Source organism: Bradyrhizobium sp. F1.13.3, from assembly GCF_040548265.1.
GTDB lineage: Bacteria > Pseudomonadota > Alphaproteobacteria > Rhizobiales > Xanthobacteraceae > Bradyrhizobium.
Genome location: NZ_JBEPRI010000003.1, coordinates 443,413 through 458,171, shown reverse-complemented (window position 1 = coordinate 458,171; position 14,759 = coordinate 443,413). Strand labels below are relative to the sequence as shown.

The window sequence follows — 14,759 nt, the reverse complement described above, 5'->3', positions numbered from 1 at the left end:
TCAGGCCGCGACAGCGACGCCCTTTTCGGAGAAGAGCTGCTGCAACTCACCGGCCTGGAACATCTCGCGGACAATGTCGCAGCCGCCGACGAACTCGCCCTTCACATAGAGCTGCGGAATGGTCGGCCAGTTCGAAAAGTCCTTGATGCCGTTGCGCAGTTCGGCGGATTCGAGAACGTTGAGGCCCTTATAACCGACGCCGATGTGGTCGAGGATCTGGACGACCTGGCCGGAGAACCCGCACTGCGGAAATTGCGGCGTACCCTTCATGAACAGAACCACGTCGTTCGACTTCACTTCGTTAGCGATGAATTCCTCGATGCTCATATCCGTGTCCTTATGGGGCGGAGCCCACTCCAATTGCTTCGGGCTGGCTCAGCCGATTTAACCCGATCCCTCCCCATATATGTAGCCCAAACCGTTGTGCATCCAAAGTAAAATGGCGGCGAGCGGCCCCTGGGCGGACCGCTCTCGGCAGCAGCGGCCCATTGCATGATGGCACGAATATCATCGCCGGGGAGGACTTTCATACCGTCACGGAGCCCCTATCTAGGACGAACCCGGCGTTTTGGAACCCGACAACGCCAACAACGTTCTCTTGTCCTGTCTGGAGAAAAACGTGACGAAACAAGGCTCCGCTACGGCCCCCGCCCCGTCACCGTCGGCCGATTTGGGCGGCCTTGCCCAGAGGCTGGAAGACGCGTTTCTCGCCGTCCGCGACGAGACCGAGCGCCGGGCCGCGCCGCTGTCGCCGGAGGACCAGCAGATCCAGTCCATGCCGGACGCGAGCCCGACGAAATGGCACCGGGCGCACACCACCTGGTTCTGGGAGCAGTTCGTGCTCGGCGAGCACTGTGCGGGCTACCAGCCCTTTCATCCCGACTTCGCCTTCCTGTTCAATTCCTATTACGTCAGCGCCGGCCCGCGCCATTCCCGCAATCACCGCGGCGATATCACCCGTCCGAGCGCCGATCAGGTCGGCGCCTATCGAAAACATGTCGACGCTGCCGTCGTGAAATTCTTCGGCGACGCGGGCGAGGACAAGCTTCGCGAGATCGCGCCACTGGTCGAGGTCGGCCTCAACCACGAGCAGCAGCATCAGGAGTTGATGGTCACCGACATCCTGCACGCCTTCGCGCAGAATCCGATCCCGCCGGCCTATGATCCGGACTGGCGCTTCCCGACCGCGGCGCCGGCCGGCGACGATTGGCTGAGGCTGAACGAAGGCATCCACACCGTCGGTCATGTCGACGACAGTTTTCATTTCGACAACGAGAAGCCGGCCCATCGTGCCCTCGTCGGCCCGGTCAAGCTCGCACGCAATCTCGTCACCAATGGCGAATGGCTCGCCTTCATGCGCGACGGCGGCTACCGGACCGCAACGCTGTGGCTGATGGACGGTTTTGCGGCCGTGAACAACGAGGGCTGGGACGCCCCCGGCCATTGGCGCGAGATCGACGGCCAATGGCATGTGATGACGCTGGCCGGCCTCAAGCCGGTCGATCCCGACGCGCCGGTCTGCCACGTCAGCTATTACGAGGCCGACGCCTTCGCGCGCTGGGCGGGAAAACATCTGCCGACCGAGATGGAGTGGGAGGTCGCGGCTCGCGCCGGCCAGCTCAACGATGCCTTCGGCATCGCCTGGCAGTGGACCCGCAGCTCGTATTCGCCCTACCCCGGCTATCGCGCCATCGAAGGCGCCCTCGGCGAATACAATGGCAAGTTCATGGTCAACCAGCTGGTGCTGCGCGGCTCTTCGCTTGCAACCCCGGAAGGGCACAGCCGTATCACCTATCGCAACTTCTTTTATCCGCACCACCGCTGGCAATTCACGGGACTGCGGCTCGCCGACTACGAGTAAAATTCTCATCCGACGACAAATGCGCGCCGGACAGCGCGTTCAGGAGAGTATCATGAATGTGCACGCCAGCGCCTTGGCCGAAGCCCATCTTCCCGACGAGCAGACCACCGCCTTTGCCCGCGAGGCCATCGGGGACCTCTCGCAGCAGCCGAAAAAACTGTCGCCGAAATATTTCTACGATGCGGCCGGATCGGAATTGTTCGAAGCGATCACACGGCTGCCGGAATATTACCCGACGCGCACGGAGCTTGCGATCCTGAAGGAGCGCGGCAGCGAGATCGCGAAAATCATTCCGGAGCACGCGGCTCTCGTGGAGTTCGGCGCGGGCGCGACCACAAAGGTCCGGCTGCTGCTCAACCACTGCAAGTTCGCGGCCTATGTGCCTGTCGACATCTCCGGCGATTTCCTGAAGGCGCAGGCGAACGGCCTGAAGCGGGATTTTCCATCACTCGGCATCTACCCGGTGGCGGCCGACTTCACCACGCCCTTTGAGCTTCCCAAGGCAGTGGCGACCATGCCCAAGGTCGGATTCTTCCCGGGCTCCACCATCGGCAATTTCGAGCCGCATGAAGCGCAGGCCTTCCTGAAGAGCGCGCGCGCTATTCTGGGCCGGGGTGCGCAGATGATCATCGGCGCCGACCTCGAGAAGGAGGAGCGCCTGCTCCACGACGCCTATAATGATGCCGCCGGCGTCACCGCACGTTTCAACCTCAATGTGCTGGTGCGGATCAATCGCGAGCTCGGCGGCAATTTCGACCTCTCCGCCTTCACCCACCGCGCGATCTACAATCGCGAGCGGCACCGCATCGAGATGCACCTGATCAGCAAAAAGAGCCAGACCGTGCGCCTGCTCGGCACCAGCTTCTCGTTCCGCGCGGGCGAGAGCATCCACACCGAGAACAGCTACAAATACAGCCTCGAGCGTTTTGCCGCGCTGGCGCAAGGCGCCGGCTGGAAAGTGCGCGAGAGCTGGACGGATGCGGCGAAGATGTTCTCGGTGCACGCGCTGGAGGCGGCGGAGTAACGGCTCCGGGCCAATTGGCGCCGGCTCAATGCTCTTCGGCCTCTTCCGGCGTCGATCCCAGCGAGACCGACTCCCATACCGCGACAACGATCATGATCACTGTCGCGGCGACCGACAGCCATAGCGGCGAGAGCTCCGCGGCGAACCACGACAGCACCAGAAGCAGGATGATGCCAATCCCGTGCGAGAGCTGGAGGAAGCCACGGATCGCGTGCTTGAACAGGATGGTGCCGACCAGGAACAGCAAGGGACCGCCGATCGTGCTGACGATGGTCCTGATATCGGAATGGCCGACCGGATGCTTCAGCACCAGCTCGTCGGAGACCGCGGTCAGGATGATGCCGGCGACGATCGGCATGTGCAGATAGGTATAGGCGAGCCGCGCCAACCGACCGGATTCGGCGGATTTCGAGATGCGCTCGGCGCCGGCCTCGGCGCCCTTGTGGAAATAGACCCACCACATCGCGATGGCGCCGACCAGCGCGGAGACGAAGGCCGAAATGTTGTCCGCGGTCCAGTCCAGCTCGGCAAAGGTCGCGCCGTTGACGACGACGGCCTCGCCAAGCGCGATGATGACGAAGAGCGAGCAGCGCTCGGCCATGTGGCCGCCTTCGACCGCCCAAGCCTCGACCGACGAGAAGCCCAGCTTCGGGACCCAGAAGCGCACCGCCGGCGAGACGTATTCGATCGACAACGCCCCGATCCAGAACCATAGCCGCGCCTCGTCATGGGCGAGGCCGCCGAGGATCCAGAAGATCGCGGAGACCGAGAGCCACGTCAGGATGCGGATCGCATTGTGCCGGACCGCCATTCGATGCCGCGGCGTTGCAAACATCCAGAAGGCCGTGCGCCCGACCTGCATCGTTGCGTAGGCGATCGCAAACCACAGGCCCCGGCCCTCGAACGCGGTCGGGATCGTCGTCGACAGCACGAGGCCGCCCAGCATCATCAGGAAGAGCAGGATCCGGACCGGCGTCAGCTCGGGATCGAGCCAGTTGGTGACCCAGGCGGTGTAGACCCACACCCACCATACCGCGAGAAACAGCACCGCGACGTGCACCGCACCGAGCGGCGTAAAATGGTGCAGCAGCGTGTGCGAGACCTGCGTGATCGCGAAAACGAAAACCAGGTCGAAGAACAGCTCTGCATTGGTGACGCGGCTGTGCTGGTTCGGCAGGATGACGCGGAACATCGCGCCGCGCGGATTGTCCGCAGCCATCGTCATCCCCCCGTCACGATCAGATCAAGCGCCCGGGACGCCTGTTTGCAGCGCCAGGGCATGCAGCACGCCGCCCATCTGGCCGCGCAGGGACTGATAGACGATCTGGTGCTGCTGGACGCGGGACTTGCCGCGGAAGGATTCCGAGATCACGGTCGCGGCATAGTGATCGCCGTCCCCGGCGAGGTCACGGATGGTCACCTCGGCATCGGGGATCGCCGCCTTGATCATCGCCTCGATATCGTGGGCGTCCATTGGCATTCGGGTCGTGCTCCTGTCTCGGCTGCAATCAGCCTTGTCGTCGAATCGCTGCCGGGGTCCGGATCCGCAAAGCCGATCTTGCCGGCGGGGCCAAACTTAGCGTGAACGGCCTTCTACGTCACGCCTTGAGGCACTATATCCGTGATCCCATTGCGATAAAGCCACGACAAAGTGCCGCGCGCGGCAGACTGATCGAAAAGGCATGAAATCATGAAGCTTCCAGGGCCCGACCACCCCATCACCATCACCCCAAATCCCCGACGCGTCCGCGTCACGGCCGGCGATATCGTGATCGCCGAGACCACCAAGGCGCTGACGCTGAAAGAGGCGAAATATCCGGCGGTGCAATATGTGCCGCGACAGGACGCTAACATGGCGCTGCTGGAGCGCACCGACCGCGTCACCCATTGCCCCTACAAGGGGGATGCGAGCTATTACAGCGTCAAGGCCGACGGCCAGACGCTGGACAACGCGATCTGGACCTATGAGGCGCCCTTCCCCGCGATGACGGAGATTTCCGGTCACCTCGCCTTCTACCCGGACAAGGTGAAGATCGAGGAAGTGGGGTAGCCGCTGAGAGTTCGTCATGCCCGGGCTTGTCCCGCCTGCGCGGCCAAAGCCGCTTCGGCGAGGCGAAGGCCCGGGCATCCACGTTCTTGGTCATGCGCGGATGGCCTGGATGGCCGGGACGAGCCCGGCCATGACGGCAGCGATGGCTGACGCGAGCCCCGCTACGCCCTGAAGATCGTGAGCCCCAGGATCAGCAGCACCAGGAAAATCGCGACGAACACATAGAACAGGAAGCGGGCGATGTCGGCGGAAGCGGCCGAGATGCCGGTGAAGCCGAGCACGCCGGCCACGATCGAGACCAGTAAGAAGATCAGCGCCCATTTCAGGATCGTCATCGCCAGCTCCGAAATTGTACCGCCTTGCCACGGCCTCAAGCCCTTTTGGCGAACGCTAACTTCGTCGCAGGGAACTGGTTCCTAGGGTGTCGGGACCTGCAGACGTGTCAAACGACCCTTGCTGAATCCGGTTCCCGGCGGCAAAGTCCGGCGGGGATAGAAGCGCGACCGGGGCGGCCACGATGACGATGTCACATTCAGCGACGATCGGGGCAGAGGTGCACGCGGCGCCGAGGGCCAAGGCGCGCAACCTGTCGCTCGATCGTGCCCGCACCTTCCTCACGCTGGTGGTGCTGCTGCACCACGCCGTCATTCCCTACACCTATTTCGGTCACACCGATCCGGCCTTCTGGGCCGGTTTCGACATCGTCGTGCTGGCCACCGACAGCTTCTTCATGGCCATGTTCTTCTTCCTGTCAGGACTGTTCACCTGGCCGGGCATCGCGCGCAAGGCGCCGTCGGTCTTTCTCCGTGACCGCCTGTTACGGCTCGGGCTGCCGTTCGCGATCGCGGCGTTCACGGTCATCCCGCTCGCCTATTACGCAATCGCGCTGCGGCACGATCCGGGCCTGGGCTTCACGGCGTTCTGGTGGAAGACGATCACGGTCGGCCCGTGGCCCAGCGGCCCGATCTGGTTCGTGTGGGTGCTGCTGGCGTTCGATCTGACCGCGAGCCTGCTCTACCGGGTCTCCGCGCATCTGGTCGATCCCGGCAACCGCGTGTCGCTGCGCGGATTCGACCAGCCGGCCGTATTCTGGCTGCTGCTCGTGATCGTCGCGACAATCGCCTACGTGCCGGCGCTGCTCTATTTCGGCGGCAGCAAATGGTTCGAGTTCGGGCCGTTTTCGGTGCAGGCGAGCCGCGTCCTGCTCTACTTCGCCTATTTCTTCATCGGCGTCAGTGTTGGAGCTGCGAATTTCGATCGCGGTATCCTCAGCGCCGGCGGCCAGTTGCCGAAACAGCGCTGGCTGTGGGTGCTCGCCACGCTGATCCCCTACTGCCTGATGTGGGGCATGATCTACATCAAGCGCGAAGTTCTGGGCAATCCAGACCCGCAGCCGCACTGGTACCAGGCGATCTACGGCACGTTGTTCGTGCTGTTTTCGGCCGGAATCCTGCTCGCGATCCTCGCCTTCTTCCTGCACCAGAAGTCGCCGGGCCCGAACCTGCTCGACCGCATGCAGGCGGATGCCTACGGCATCTTCCTGGTGCACTACCCGATCGCGTTGTGGATCCAGTACGCGCTGTACGACTACGGGTGGCCGGCGATCGTGAAGGCCACGATCGGCTTCGTGCTCACGGTGATCTTGAGCTGGGGACTGACGGCGGGCTTGCGGAAGATTCCGGGGGCCTCGCACGTGCTGTGAGGCCGAGCTCTTTCCATTCGTCATTGCGAGGAGCTCTTGCGACGAGCAATCCAGAGTGCCTCGGCGGTGAGGCTCTGGATTGCTTCGCTGCGCTCGCAATGACGGAGTTCGGGGAAGCGCCTTACGCCGCCTTGCCGCCCATATACTCCGGCAGCCAGCGCTCGAAGGAGGTCCGCAGCGCGTCGATCGTTACAGGCGCCTCGCCCGCGATCGCGACGGCGTCGCCGCCGGTGGTGCCGATCCGCACGCAGGGCACCTCGCAGCCGCGCATCTTGGCGAGCACGCGGCCGGCCTCGGTCTCAGGCACAGTGACGAGATAGCGTGCCTGGTCCTCGCCGAACCAATAGGCCTGAGGCACCAGCGCGGTCGGCGCGGCGAGCAGTTTTGCGCCGATGCCGCTCGCCATCGCCATCTCGGCAAGCGCGATCAGCAGGCCGCCGTCGGAGAGATCGTGCACGGCGGTCGCGGTGCCCGCATGGATCATGCCGCGGACGCAATCGCCGTTGCGCTTCTCCGCCGCGAGGTCGACCGGCGGGGGCGCACCCTCCTCGCGACCGCAGATGTCGCGCAAGTAAACCGACTGGCCGAGCCAGCCGTGAGTCTCGCCGATCAGGAGGATCGCCTCGCGCTCCGCCTTGAAGGCGAGCGAGGCCGACTTGGTGAAATCGTCGAGCAGGCCGACGCCGCCGATCGAGGGCGTCGGCAGGATCGCGCGGCCATTGGTCTCGTTGTAGAGCGAGACGTTGCCGGACACGACCGGGAAGTCGAGCGTGCGGCAGGCTTCCGAGATGCCCTTCAGGCAGCCGACGAACTGGCCCATGATCTCGGGCCGCTCTGGATTGCCGAAATTGAGATTGTCGGTGATCGCGAGCGGCTTGCCGCCGACCGCGGTGATGTTGCGCCAGGCTTCCGCCACCGCCTGCATGCCACCCTGATACGGATCGGCCTCGCAATAGCGCGGCGTCACGTCGACGGTCAGCGCCAGGCCCTTCGGACCGTCCTGCACGCGCACCACGGCGGCATCGCCGCCGGGGCGCTGCATGGTGTTGCCGAGAATGACGTGGTCGTACTGCTCCCAGACCCAGCGCTTGCTGCACATATCGGGCGTGCCGATCAGCTTTTCGAGCGCGGCACCGAGACCCATCGGAGCCGGCACCTCGCGCGCATGCACGACCGTCAAGGCGGCGGAGGGGACATGCGGGCGGTCATAGAGCGGCGCCTCATCGCCGAGCTCCTTGATCGGCAAATCGGCCATGACGTCACCGCCATGCTTGACCACAAAGCGCTTGCTCGGCGTGGTGTAGCCGACCACGGCGAAATCGAGGCCCCACTTCTTGAAGATCGCCTCGGCCTCTTTCTCCTTCTCGGGCTTGAGCACCATGAGCATGCGCTCCTGGCTCTCCGAGAGCATCATCTCGTAGGCGCTCATCCCGATCTCGCGGGTCGGCACCGCATCGAGATCGAGGTCGACGCCGAGGTCGCCTTTGGCGCCCATCTCGACCGCCGAACACGTCAGCCCCGCCGCGCCCATGTCCTGGATCGCGATGACGCAGCCCCTTTCCATGATCTCGAGACAAGCCTCCAACAGCAGCTTCTCGGCGAAGGGATCGCCGACCTGCACGGTCGGACGCTTCTCCTCGGATTTGTCGTCGAACTCGGCCGAGGCCATCGAAGCGCCGTGGATACCGTCGCGGCCGGTCTTGGAGCCGAGATAGACGATCGGCATGTTCACGCCGGAGGCGGCCGCATAGAAGATCTTGTCGGTATCGGCGAGGCCGACCGCCATTGCGTTGACGAGGATGTTGCCGTCATAGCGGGTGTGGAAGCGGACCTGGCCGCCGACCGTCGGCACGCCGAAAGAGTTGCCATAGCCGCCGACGCCGGCGACGACACCCGAGACGAGGTGCCGCGTCCTGGCATGCTCCGGTGCGCCGAAGCTCAGCGCGTTGAGGCAGGCGATCGGCCGCGCGCCCATCGTGAAGACGTCGCGCAAGATGCCGCCGACGCCGGTGGTCGCACCCTGGTACGGCTCGATATAGCTTGGGTGGTTGTGGCTCTCCATCTTGAAGACCACGGCCTGGCCGTCGCCGATGTCGATCACGCCGGCATTCTCGCCCGGGCCCTGGATCACCCAAGGCGCCTTGGTCGGGAGGCCCTTCAGATGGAGGCGCGAGGATTTGTACGAGCAGTGCTCGTTCCACATCGCCGAGAAGATGCCGAGCTCGGTGAAGGTCGGCTCCCGCCCGATCAGCTTCAGGATGCGCTCATATTCATCGGGCTTGAGCCCGTGGGCGGCAATCAGCTCGGGGGTGATCTTTGGTTCGTTCTTCATGGATTCGAGGCTTTCGACGGCGGTAGGCCGTTCTTAGGAACATCGGACGGCTTGGAAAAGCCCTTTATGGCGCATTTTCCCGCTGTCCCACGTTTTGCGGCCGGGGGCTGCGGGAACAGGAATTGCACAGCACGGGCAGATCGGATTTAAGGGCAAAAGACCCGCAATTGAAGGCCCATTTCCTTGCATGAATTGACCAAAGCGCCCCCGCCTCGCCGCCCCGACCTCCACGTCGCCACCGACGGGGAATTCCAGGGCTGGCGGACCTGGATTCGCGACAGTTTTGAGAGCCATATCGGCCCGTTCTGGCACAAGATCGAGGACGACGGCAGCGTCCGCTCGGCGTTCCGGGTCGAGAAGAAGCACCTCAACGGCTCCGGAAACGTCCATGGCGGCTGCTTCATGGCATTTTCCGACTATTGCCTGTTCGCGATCGCCACCCACGAACTGGATGGGCCGGCCGTGACCACCAATTTCGCCTGCGACTTCCTCGATGCGGCGCGCGAAGGCGAGCTGATCGAATGCGTCGGCGAAGTCTCCCGCGCCGGGGGCTCGCTGATCTTCCTGCGCGGCAAGCTGACGTCAGGCGGGCGGCCCCTGTTCACATTCTCCGGCACGATCAAGCGGGTGAAGCGGAAGCCGGCACTGCAGCCAAACGCATAGCTCGCCGCCTTCCCTTTTGGCGCCCCCTCGCCCAGACTTGTGTCCAGCGCTGTCGCGCCGGGGAGCAACATCAAGGTGCCGCAGAGCACACCGCCGACGGCTCGCGCCACGGCCTCGCCATTGCCATCCATGCCCGCCGCCGGCGCGCGCAACTGGCGCGATTATGCGCTGCTCGTCGCGCTCGCCTGCTGCTGGAGCTCAACCTATCCGCTGGCCAAGCTCGCGCTGGACACGATCCCGCCCATCACCTTCATCTCAGCGCGGTCGCTGATCGCGGCCGCGTTCCTGTTCGCGATCCTGTGGATGCGCGGCGTCAGGATCCCGACCGACGGGAAGGCCTGGAAGTTGTTCGCAACCCAGCAATTGATCAACTCGACCTTTCCGTTCCTGATCATCACCTGGTCGCAGCAATATGTGCCGGCGTCGAACACGGTGGTGTTGGCTTCGACCACGCCGATCTTCGCCTTTCTGATCACCTCGCTGATCACGCGTCACGAGCCGGCAACGCTGCTGAAGCTCGCAGGCGCGCTCCTCGGCCTTGCCGGCACCATCGTCATCGTGGGCCTGGATGCGCTGCGCGGCTTCGGCAGCGAAATCGTGGCCGAGATCGCCATCCTGCTCGCCACCATCTCGTTCGCCTGCGCCACGATCTTCGGCCTGCGGCTGTCCGAATACGACCCGATGGTGGTGGCGGCCGGCTCACTGCTGTTCGGCGGCCTCGTGCTGCTGCCGCCCTCGCTGATCATCGACCAGCCCTGGACGCTGCACCCGACGCCGACCGCGATCACAGCCACCATCGTCATGGGCATCGTCTCCAGCGCCCTGGGGCTCATGCTGTTCTACATGTGCCTGGGACGGCTCGGCACGCTGACGACGAATGCGCAGGGCTATCTGCGCATTCCGATCGGCGTCGGCCTCTCCGTGCTGCTGCTCGGCGAGAGCGTACCCTCGAACCTGGCGCTGGGACTGGTGCTGGTCATGGCGGGCGTCGCGGCCATGACAGTTCCGACGGAACGTTTGAAACGACGCTAGCTATTACTTGGCGTCGTCCGCCAGCATCTTGCGATACTTCTCGACGTCGCGCGTCACGAGCTTTTGTAGCACCTCGGGCGTGTGCTCGTCGGCATCGGGGGCTACGGTCGAGAGGTCGGCAAAGCGCTTCTTCACCGCGTCGGTTTCGACCGCCGTGCGTGCCGCTGCATTCAGCTTGGCGATGATTGCCGCAGGCGTGCCCTTGGGCGCGAACAGGCCGTTCCAGCCCTGCGCTTCGAATTCGGGCAGGCCGGCTTCGGCTGATGTCGGCAGGTCAGGCACTGTGGCGAGCCGGACGGTCGAGCCGACCACGAGCCCGCGCGCCAGCTTCTCGTTGATCGACTGCGAGACGGAGGCTGCCGCATCGCAGACGCCGTCGATCTGGCCGCCGATCGCATCGGTGAGCGCGGGCGCGGCGCCGCGATAGCCGACCAGCGTCGCGTCGATCCCGGCGGCCGTGATGAAGCTCTTGCAGATAAGGTAATTCGAAGAGCCGACGCCGGCATGGCCGAGATTGATCTTGCCCGGGTTGACCTTGGCGTAGGCGATGAACTCCTTCAGGTCCTTTGCCGGAAAATCCTTGCGCACGGCGATGATGCCGAACGTCTTCGCCACCATGGCGATCGGCACGAAGGAGTCCGGCGTGAACGGCAGTTTGGGATAGATGGTATAGGTCGCGGCGTTGGTGCCGGCATTGCCGATTGCAATGGTGTAGCCGTCAGGCTCGGCACGGGAGGCGCGCGCCAGTGCGGTCGAGCCGCCGGCGCCGGCGACGTTCTCGATCACGATGGTCTGGCCGAGCGCGATGCCCATCTGCTCGGCAACCGTGCGCGCGATCACGTCGGACGTGCCGCCGGCCGCGAACGGCACGATCATGGTGACCGGACGCTTGGGGAAGTCCTGCGCGAACGCGGCCGTCGAGAGCGTAACGACGGCGACAGCGGCCGACAGCCGCTTCAGCACGGACCTAATCACGCGGCCTTTTCCAGATGCGCGGTGAGGCCGGCGAACAGGCCGCGGCCGTCGGTGCAGCCCATAATGTCTTCGACGTGGTTTTCCGGATGCGGCATCATGCCGAGCACGTTGCCCTTGTCGTTGACGATGCCGGCGATGGATTGCGCGGCGCCATTGATGTTGCTGACATCGTCGATCGCACCGTCGGCCGAGCAATAGCGGTAAAGCACGCGACCGTCACCTTCGAGCCGCTTGATGGTCTCCGCGTCCGCCGCATAATTGCCCTCGCCATGCGCGATGGGCACGCGGATCACCTGCCCTGCATTGTAGCCGCGCGTGAACGGCGTGTCGGAGCGCTCGACGCGGAGATGCACGTCGTGGCAGATGAATTTCAGCCGCGCATTGCGCATCAGGACGCCGGGCAAGAGGCCGGACTCGCAGAGGATCTGAAAGCCGTTGCAGACGCCGAGCACGAGGCCGCCCTTGGCCGCATAGTCGCGCACCGCGTCCATCACCGGCGCCCGCGCCGCAATCGCGCCGCAGCGCAGATAATCGCCATAGGAGAACCCACCGGGCACCACCACGAGGTCGGTGCCATCAGGCAGCGACGTCTCGGCGTGCCAGACCATCGCGGGCTCGCTGCCCGAGATCAGCCTCAAGGCGCGCGCCATGTCGCGCTCACGGTTGATTCCGGGAAAGACGAGGATGGCGGCTTTCATGGCAGAGGTTCCGAACGAGGATTGGAATGGGGCTGGCACGGCTGCCAAATCGCCAGCAGACATATCCATTTGACGGGGATTTTACCAGTGCTAGCCTCGGCAGCGAGCGTTGTGCACAGGCCATAGCCCGCCATTCGGCCGATCGATTCGCCCGGGATTAAAGCCATGAATGTCCCGTCGCTGCCCACATTCCCCTCCGAGCCGGTGTCCACCGAGGGCGTCATCGCCGCCGGTGCCTATGTCGACGGCCGGCGCGTCGCCAATATCGCCATCAGCGAAGCCTCGAGCTGGCGGGCGAAGCCCGGCCACGTGGTCTGGATCGGGCTGCACGAACCCGACATGGCGCTGCTCAGCGCGGTGCAGAAGCAGTTCGACCTGCACGAGCTCGCCATCGAGGACGCCAACCACGCCCATCAGCGACCGAAGATCGAGCAATATGGCGAGGCCCTGTTCATCGTGGCGCGGACTGCGCAACTGATCGAGGGCCGGATCGCCTTCGGCGAGACGCACATCTTCGTTGGCGAAGGCTATCTGGTCTCGGTGCGCCACGGCGCGTCGACGTCCTACACCCCGGTGCGCGAACGCTGCGAAAGCTGCCCGCGAGCGCTCGCGCGCGGCGAGGACTACATCCTCTACGCCATTCTCGATTTCATCGTCGACAACTACTCGCCCGTGCTCGAGAGCATTCACGAAGAAGTCGAGAGCATTGAGGATGACGTGCTCTCCAAGGCGATCAGCAAGGCGCAGATCGAACGGCTCTATATGCTGCGCCGCGACCTCTTGCGGCTCCGGACCGCGATCGGCCCTCTGGTCGAGGTCTGCCGCCGGCTCGAGCATGACGAGCTGGCGATGGTGCGCGCGACGATGCAGCCGCTGTTCCGCGACGTCACCGACCACGTCAGGAATATCCAGGAACGGATCGATTCGATGCGCGAGGTGCTGGCCTTCGCCTTTGAAGCGAGCCTGCTGGTCGGCCAGGCCCAGGAGACGGCGGTCTCCAAGAAGCTTGCCTCATGGCTCGCGATCATCGCCATCCCGACCGCGCTTGCCGGCATCTACGGCATGAACTTCAAGCACATGCCGGAGCTGGACTGGGAATACGGCTATTACACGCTGCTCGGCGTGATGCTGACGGCGTGCGGCGCGCTCTACTGGCGCTTTCGTCGGGTCGGATGGCTGTGAGCCATCCCGGTCACCCGATCAGCTCGACCCGATAATTCTCGATCACGGTGTTCGCCAGGAGCTTGTCGGCGGCGTCCTTCAACGCCGCCTCCGCCTTCGCCTTGTCTGCGCCCGCGAGCTCGATGTCGAACACCTTGCCCTGGCGAACGCTGGCGACGCCGTCGACGCCGAGCGACTTCAACGCACCCTCGATCGCCTTGCCCTGCGGATCGAGGATGCCCGTTTTCAACGTAACGGTAACACGTGCCTTCACGTCAGATCCCTCTTAGCTCTTCACCAGCACCGGGCCGGAGCCCGCCGGACGCTCGTTCTCCATGAGAATGCCGAGACGCTTGGCGACTTCGGTATAGGCCTCGAGCAGCCCACCGAGATCCCTACGGAAACGGTCCTTGTCGAGCTTCTCGTTCGACTTGATGTCCCACAGACGGCAGCTATCCGGGGAAATCTCGTCGGCGACGATGATCCGCATCATATCGTTCTCGAACAGCCGGCCGCACTCCATCTTGAAGTCGACGAGGCGGATGCCGATGCCGAGGAAGAGACCGGTGAGGAAGTCGTTGACACGGATGGCAAGCGCCATGATGTCGTCGATCTCCTGCGGCGTCGCCCAGCCGAAAGCAGTGATGTGCTCTTCCGACACCATGGGGTCGTTGAGCTGGTCGTTCTTGTAGTAGAACTCGATGATCGAGCGGGGCAGCTGCGTGCCCTCCTCGATGCCGAGGCGCTGCGACAGCGAGCCGGCGGCAACGTTCCGCACCACCACTTCCAGCGGCACGATCTCGACTTCGCGAATCAACTGCTCGCGCATGTTGAGGCGGCGGATGAAATGGGTCGGCACCCCGATGTCGTTGAGGTGCTGAAACAGGTACTCCGAGATCCGGTTGTTGAGGACACCCTTGCCCTCGATCACCTGATGCTTTTTCGCATTGAACGCGGTGGCGTCATCCTTGAAGTGCTGGATCAGGGTACCGGGCTCCGGGCCTTCGTAAAGAACCTTTGCCTTGCCTTCATAAATGCGACGCCGACGGCTCATGGGGATGTACCGTGTTTTGTTGAAATCCATGTATTTGGTGTGCTCCGGTTGACGAGACTACGACCCACAGCGGAGCTGCCGTGAACAGCCTGGAACCCGAGAAAACAGAACGGGAACCCAGCCTGAGGCAACCTATCCGATTGGCTCCCCCAGCACAATCGATCCAGCCGTCCGGCATCAAACTTATACCGCCTTGCCTGCGGCTTA

At 64.1% G+C, this 14,759-nt stretch carries 16 protein-coding genes; 7 read left to right on the top strand and 9 right to left on the bottom strand.

The window, feature by feature from the left end; genetic code table 11:
• Nucleotides 1–327: a Grx4 family monothiol glutaredoxin gene (grxD, locus tag ABIB66_RS11815; protein ID WP_063995769.1), complete on the bottom strand. Its 327-nt coding sequence runs from the start codon at nt 325–327 to the stop codon at nt 1–3.
• Nucleotides 328–568: 241 nt separating this feature from the next.
• Between grxD and egtB the strand changes: the two genes are divergently transcribed.
• Nucleotides 569–1,861 (top strand): ergothioneine biosynthesis protein EgtB, encoded by a 1,293-nt coding sequence (egtB, locus tag ABIB66_RS11810; protein ID WP_354254858.1) that lies wholly within the window; start codon nt 569–571, stop codon nt 1,859–1,861.
• A gap of 52 nt (nt 1,862–1,913) precedes the next feature.
• Entirely contained in the window at nt 1,914–2,885 is a 972-nt protein-coding gene (gene egtD / locus ABIB66_RS11805; protein ID WP_354208496.1) for an L-histidine N(alpha)-methyltransferase, read from the top strand.
• A gap of 25 nt (nt 2,886–2,910) precedes the next feature.
• Here egtD and ABIB66_RS11800 read toward each other — a convergent pair whose 3' ends face one another.
• Together ABIB66_RS11800 and ABIB66_RS11795 are read right to left on the bottom strand one after the other, a co-directional pair.
• Nucleotides 2,911–4,104, bottom strand: a complete 1,194-nt coding sequence (locus ABIB66_RS11800) for a low temperature requirement protein A (RefSeq protein ID WP_354208672.1) — start codon at nt 4,102–4,104, stop codon at nt 2,911–2,913.
• A 24-nt stretch (nt 4,105–4,128) separates the two neighbouring features.
• Nucleotides 4,129–4,365 (bottom strand): BolA family protein, encoded by a 237-nt coding sequence (locus tag ABIB66_RS11795; protein WP_018316584.1) that lies wholly within the window; start codon nt 4,363–4,365, stop codon nt 4,129–4,131.
• 210 nt (nt 4,366–4,575) lie between these two features.
• Between ABIB66_RS11795 and ABIB66_RS11790 the strand changes: the two genes are divergently transcribed.
• Nucleotides 4,576–4,935, top strand: coding sequence for a DUF427 domain-containing protein (locus ABIB66_RS11790; RefSeq protein ID WP_275170074.1), 360 nt, complete (start codon nt 4,576–4,578; stop codon nt 4,933–4,935).
• A gap of 161 nt (nt 4,936–5,096) precedes the next feature.
• On the opposite strand, the gene ABIB66_RS11785 is transcribed toward ABIB66_RS11790, so the two are convergent.
• Nucleotides 5,097–5,270: a DUF1328 domain-containing protein gene (locus ABIB66_RS11785; RefSeq protein ID WP_007602280.1), complete on the bottom strand. Its 174-nt coding sequence runs from the start codon at nt 5,268–5,270 to the stop codon at nt 5,097–5,099.
• A gap of 188 nt (nt 5,271–5,458) precedes the next feature.
• On the opposite strand from ABIB66_RS11785, the gene ABIB66_RS11780 reads away from it, so the two are divergent.
• Nucleotides 5,459–6,637 (top strand): acyltransferase family protein, encoded by a 1,179-nt coding sequence (locus tag ABIB66_RS11780; RefSeq protein WP_354254872.1) that lies wholly within the window; start codon nt 5,459–5,461, stop codon nt 6,635–6,637.
• A gap of 121 nt (nt 6,638–6,758) precedes the next feature.
• Here ABIB66_RS11780 and purL read toward each other — a convergent pair whose 3' ends face one another.
• Nucleotides 6,759–8,969 (bottom strand): phosphoribosylformylglycinamidine synthase subunit PurL, encoded by a 2,211-nt coding sequence (purL, locus tag ABIB66_RS11775; RefSeq protein ID WP_354208495.1) that lies wholly within the window; start codon nt 8,967–8,969, stop codon nt 6,759–6,761.
• 183 nt (nt 8,970–9,152) lie between these two features.
• Between purL and ABIB66_RS11770 the strand changes: the two genes are divergently transcribed.
• Both ABIB66_RS11770 and ABIB66_RS11765 read left to right on the top strand, forming a co-directional pair.
• Nucleotides 9,153–9,632 (top strand): PaaI family thioesterase, encoded by a 480-nt coding sequence (locus ABIB66_RS11770; RefSeq protein WP_275170072.1) that lies wholly within the window; start codon nt 9,153–9,155, stop codon nt 9,630–9,632.
• Nucleotides 9,633–9,707: 75 nt separating this feature from the next.
• Nucleotides 9,708–10,664 (top strand): DMT family transporter, encoded by a 957-nt coding sequence (locus ABIB66_RS11765; protein ID WP_354208494.1) that lies wholly within the window; start codon nt 9,708–9,710, stop codon nt 10,662–10,664.
• A gap of 3 nt (nt 10,665–10,667) precedes the next feature.
• Here the strand turns inward: ABIB66_RS11765 and ABIB66_RS11760 are convergent, their stop codons facing one another.
• Nucleotides 10,668–11,639 carry a tripartite tricarboxylate transporter substrate binding protein BugD gene (locus tag ABIB66_RS11760; RefSeq protein ID WP_354208493.1) on the bottom strand — a complete coding sequence of 324 codons (972 nt, stop codon included), beginning with the start codon at nt 11,637–11,639 and terminating at the stop codon, nt 10,668–10,670.
• Complete coding sequence (gene purQ, locus ABIB66_RS11755; protein WP_354208492.1) at nt 11,636–12,337, bottom strand: phosphoribosylformylglycinamidine synthase subunit PurQ; 702 nt, start codon at nt 12,335–12,337, stop codon at nt 11,636–11,638. The genes ABIB66_RS11760 and purQ overlap by 4 nt, the downstream gene beginning before the upstream one ends.
• 165 nt (nt 12,338–12,502) lie before the next feature.
• Between purQ and ABIB66_RS11750 the strand changes: the two genes are divergently transcribed.
• Entirely contained in the window at nt 12,503–13,519 is a 1,017-nt protein-coding gene (locus ABIB66_RS11750; protein WP_354208491.1) for a magnesium and cobalt transport protein CorA, read from the top strand.
• Between the two features lie 10 nt (nt 13,520–13,529).
• Here the strand turns inward: ABIB66_RS11750 and purS are convergent, their stop codons facing one another.
• Entirely contained in the window at nt 13,530–13,772 is a 243-nt protein-coding gene (gene purS / locus ABIB66_RS11745; protein WP_007602264.1) for a phosphoribosylformylglycinamidine synthase subunit PurS, read from the bottom strand.
• A 12-nt stretch (nt 13,773–13,784) separates the two neighbouring features.
• Nucleotides 13,785–14,552, bottom strand: coding sequence for a phosphoribosylaminoimidazolesuccinocarboxamide synthase (purC, locus tag ABIB66_RS11740; protein WP_171944915.1), 768 nt, complete (start codon nt 14,550–14,552; stop codon nt 13,785–13,787).
• Nucleotides 14,553–14,759 lie beyond the last annotated feature (207 nt).

What these genes read in the sequence shown, in the direction of transcription:
- grxD (WP_063995769.1), bottom strand. Translation starts at nt 327, where the DNA reads ATGAGCATCGAGGAATTCATCGCTAACGAAGTGAAGTCGAACGACGTG.
- egtD (WP_354208496.1), top strand. Translation starts at nt 1,914, where the DNA reads ATGAATGTGCACGCCAGCGCCTTGGCCGAAGCCCATCTTCCCGACGAG.
- ABIB66_RS11800 (WP_354208672.1), bottom strand. Translation starts at nt 4,104, where the DNA reads ATGGCTGCGGACAATCCGCGCGGCGCGATGTTCCGCGTCATCCTGCCG.
- ABIB66_RS11795 (WP_018316584.1), bottom strand. Translation starts at nt 4,365, where the DNA reads ATGCCAATGGACGCCCACGATATCGAGGCGATGATCAAGGCGGCGATC.
- ABIB66_RS11790 (WP_275170074.1), top strand. Translation starts at nt 4,576, where the DNA reads ATGAAGCTTCCAGGGCCCGACCACCCCATCACCATCACCCCAAATCCC.
- ABIB66_RS11785 (WP_007602280.1), bottom strand. Translation starts at nt 5,270, where the DNA reads ATGACGATCCTGAAATGGGCGCTGATCTTCTTACTGGTCTCGATCGTG.
- ABIB66_RS11780 (WP_354254872.1), top strand. Translation starts at nt 5,459, where the DNA reads ATGTCACATTCAGCGACGATCGGGGCAGAGGTGCACGCGGCGCCGAGG.
- purL (WP_354208495.1), bottom strand. Translation starts at nt 8,969, where the DNA reads ATGAAGAACGAACCAAAGATCACCCCCGAGCTGATTGCCGCCCACGGG.
- purQ (WP_354208492.1), bottom strand. Translation starts at nt 12,337, where the DNA reads ATGAAAGCCGCCATCCTCGTCTTTCCCGGAATCAACCGTGAGCGCGAC.
- ABIB66_RS11750 (WP_354208491.1), top strand. Translation starts at nt 12,503, where the DNA reads ATGAATGTCCCGTCGCTGCCCACATTCCCCTCCGAGCCGGTGTCCACC.
- purC (WP_171944915.1), bottom strand. Translation starts at nt 14,552, where the DNA reads ATGAGCCGTCGGCGTCGCATTTATGAAGGCAAGGCAAAGGTTCTTTAC.